2 protein-coding genes are annotated in these 3034 nt (G+C 51.6%); one reads left to right on the top strand and one right to left on the bottom strand.

Going from position 1 to position 3034, the window contains the following annotated elements; all coding sequences use genetic code 11:
• Positions 1-116: 116 nt before the first annotated feature.
• Positions 117-1448, bottom strand: coding sequence for an amino-acid N-acetyltransferase (gene argA / locus EQY_RS0116340; RefSeq protein ID WP_000237965.1), 1332 nt, complete (start codon positions 1446-1448; stop codon positions 117-119).
• 230 nt (positions 1449-1678) lie between these two features.
• On the opposite strand from argA, the gene amiC reads away from it, so the two are divergent.
• A complete protein-coding gene (amiC, locus tag EQY_RS0116335) occupies positions 1679-2932 on the top strand; it encodes an N-acetylmuramoyl-L-alanine amidase AmiC (protein ID WP_000016908.1) in 1254 nt (417 codons plus the stop codon).
• The last annotated feature ends 102 nt before the right edge of the window (positions 2933-3034 follow it).

The following is a 3034-nucleotide window of genomic DNA, read 5'->3' as shown; positions in this document are numbered from 1 at the left end:
GTCGGATAAGGCGTTCACGCCGCATCCGACGATGAGTGCTAATGCCTGATGCGACGGATGCGCGTCTTATCATACCTGGAAGTATTGCGTATGCCGCATCCGGCTATATTCATCGCTTACCCTAAATCCGCCATCAACACTTTGGATTTACGCTGGTAGTTGTACAACTGCTTTTTACTCTCCGGCAGTAAATCAATATCCACCGGAGTAAATCCGCGCTCCTGGAACCAGTGAATACTGCGCGTGGTCAGCACAAACAATTTGCTTAACCCGCTCTGCTTCGCCTGAGCGGCAATGCGTTCCAGTAAAACCTCGCCCCGTGATGAACTACGGTAATCCGGGTGTACCGCCACACAGGCCATTTCCCCAATTTTCTCTTCCGGGAACGGATAGAGCGCGGCGCAGGCAATAGTCGTATTATCGCGCTGAATAATAGTGAATTTGTCGATTTCCATCTCCAGCTGCTCGCGAGAACGGCGCACCAGAATACCTTGCTGCTCCAGCGGGCGAATCAACTCCAGAATGCCGCCAATATCGTTGATTGTTGCGCGACGAATCTGCTCCGCGCTTTCCATCACAATTTGCGTACCGATACCGTCACGTGAGAACAACTCTTGCAACAGCGCGCCATCTTCCTGATAACTGATTAAATGACAGCGACGAACACCACTGCGGCAGGCTTTCACCGCACCACGCAAAAAGCGCACCGTACCGGAGTTGTAATCGCCTTTCTCTTCCTGGGCTTCTACCCGCGCCTGCGCCTCGTTAGGGAAAAGTTCGGAGACAATATCGCCATCATCATTGGTGACGCCCTGTGAAGAGCAAAAACCAATCATCTTCTCGGCTTTCAGTTTGATGGCAAGTTGTGTGGCAATCTCTTCCGAGGTCAGGTTAAAGCTCTCGCCAGTGACCGAAACCGCCACCGGGCCCATCAGCACAATGGCACCGCTATCCAGTTGGCGATGAATCGCTTCTTCGTCAATCCGCCGGATGCGTCCGCTATGGCAGTAATCCACGCCATCATCCACGCCCAGCGGTTGTGCAATAATAAAATTGCCACTGACGACGTTGATATGAGCGCCCTGCAACGGCGTGTTGTTGAGGCTCATCGACAGGCGAGCAGTGATGTCCAGTTGCAATGTCCCCGCAGCCTGCTTCACCAGCTCCAGCGTTTTGCCGTCAGTCACGCGTATATTCTTGTGGTACAGCGGTTCGTGATGATGCGCCGCCAGATTCGCGTCGATCTGTGGACGCGCGCCATAGACGACGACCAGACGGATGCCGAGGCTGTGCAACAACCCGATATCATTAACGATACTGGAGAAATTCTCATGCTCAATGGCTTCGCCGCCGAGCATGATGACAAACGTTTTTCCCCGGTGGGTATTGATATAAGGAACCGAATGGCGGAATCCCTCGACCAGCTCGGTTTTACGTTCCTTCACCACGGCACACCTCTTTGCATGATTATTCGAAATTAATGTATTTTTATTCTGTTTTTTCGCCGTGTGCAAGTGCAAATTTTACGCATGAGCAACTTTTTTATCAGTAATGCCGTGAATATAAAAAGAATGTTTACTGTTTTATAGATGACAGATTATGCGTCTTTCGCTAAAGTTTCCGGTCAAATTGGTCGTTTACTTGTTACACAGCTTAGATTTTTTTGCTCGGGAGAGGCATGTCAGGATCCAATACTGCAATCAGCCGTCGTCGTTTACTGCAAGGCGCGGGTGCCATGTGGCTATTGAGCGTAAGTCAGGTCAGCCTGGCTGCGGTCAGCCAGGTCGTGGCGGTGCGCGTCTGGCCTGCGTCCAGCTATACCCGTGTGACGGTTGAATCAAACCGTCAGCTGAAATATAAGCAGTTCGCGTTGAGTAATCCTGAGCGCGTGGTGGTGGATATTGAAGATGTAAACCTGAACTCGGTGCTCAAGGGGATGGCGGCACAAATTCGTGCTGACGACCCGTTCATCAAGTCAGCACGCGTCGGGCAATTTGATCCGCAAACCGTGCGGATGGTTTTTGAATTAAAGCAAAACGTAAAACCACAGATGTTTGCCCTCGCGCCGGTTGCCGGATTTAAAGAGCGTCTGGTGATGGATCTCTATCCGGTCAATGCGCAGGATATGCAAGACCCGCTGCTGGCGCTGCTGGAGGATTACAACAAAGGCGATCTCGAAAAACAGGTGCCGCCTGCGCAAAGTGGTCCGCAGCCAGGTAAGGCAGGGCGCGATCGCCCGATTGTCATCATGCTTGACCCTGGCCACGGTGGCGAAGACTCCGGCGCGGTGGGGAAATACAAAACGCGTGAAAAAGACGTGGTATTACAGATTGCCCGCCGTCTGCGCTCTCTGATCGAGAAAGAGGGCAATATGAAGGTGTACATGACGCGTAATGAAGACATCTTCATTCCATTGCAAGTGCGCGTAGCAAAAGCACAGAAACAACGTGCTGACCTGTTTGTCTCTATCCATGCCGACGCTTTTACCAGCCGCCAGCCAAGCGGCTCCTCGGTGTTTGCGCTTTCGACCAAAGGCGCAACCAGTACTGCGGCAAAATATCTGGCGCAAACCCAGAACGCCTCGGACTTAATTGGTGGTGTGAGCAAAAGTGGCGACCGCTATGTCGACCACACCATGTTTGATATGGTTCAGTCGCTGACCATTGCCGACAGCCTGAAGTTTGGTAGAGCAGTACTGAATAAACTAGGGAAAATCAATAAGTTGCATAAAAATCAGGTCGAGCAGGCCGGGTTTGCTGTGCTGAAAGCGCCTGATATTCCCTCCATTCTGGTCGAAACGGCGTTTATTAGTAACGTTGAGGAAGAGCGCAAACTGAAAACGGCGACTTTCCAGCAGGAAGTTGCAGAGTCCATTCTTGCGGGAATTAAAGCGTATTTTGCCGATGGAGCGACGCTGGCGAGAAGGGGATGATAAAAAGGCGCTGAATGGCGCCTTTTTTATGGGAGAGCAGAAACAAAAAAACACCCGTCAGGGTGTTTAAGTATTGGTTGCGGGGGCCGGATTTGAACCGAC

Source organism: Escherichia sp. TW14182, assembly GCF_000208525.1.
Classification (GTDB): Bacteria; Pseudomonadota; Gammaproteobacteria; order Enterobacterales; family Enterobacteriaceae; genus Escherichia; species Escherichia ruysiae.
This window is presented reverse-complemented; position numbering and strand designations above follow the sequence as displayed.

What these genes read in the sequence shown, in the direction of transcription:
- amiC (WP_000016908.1), top strand. Translation starts at nt 1,679, where the DNA reads ATGTCAGGATCCAATACTGCAATCAGCCGTCGTCGTTTACTGCAAGGC.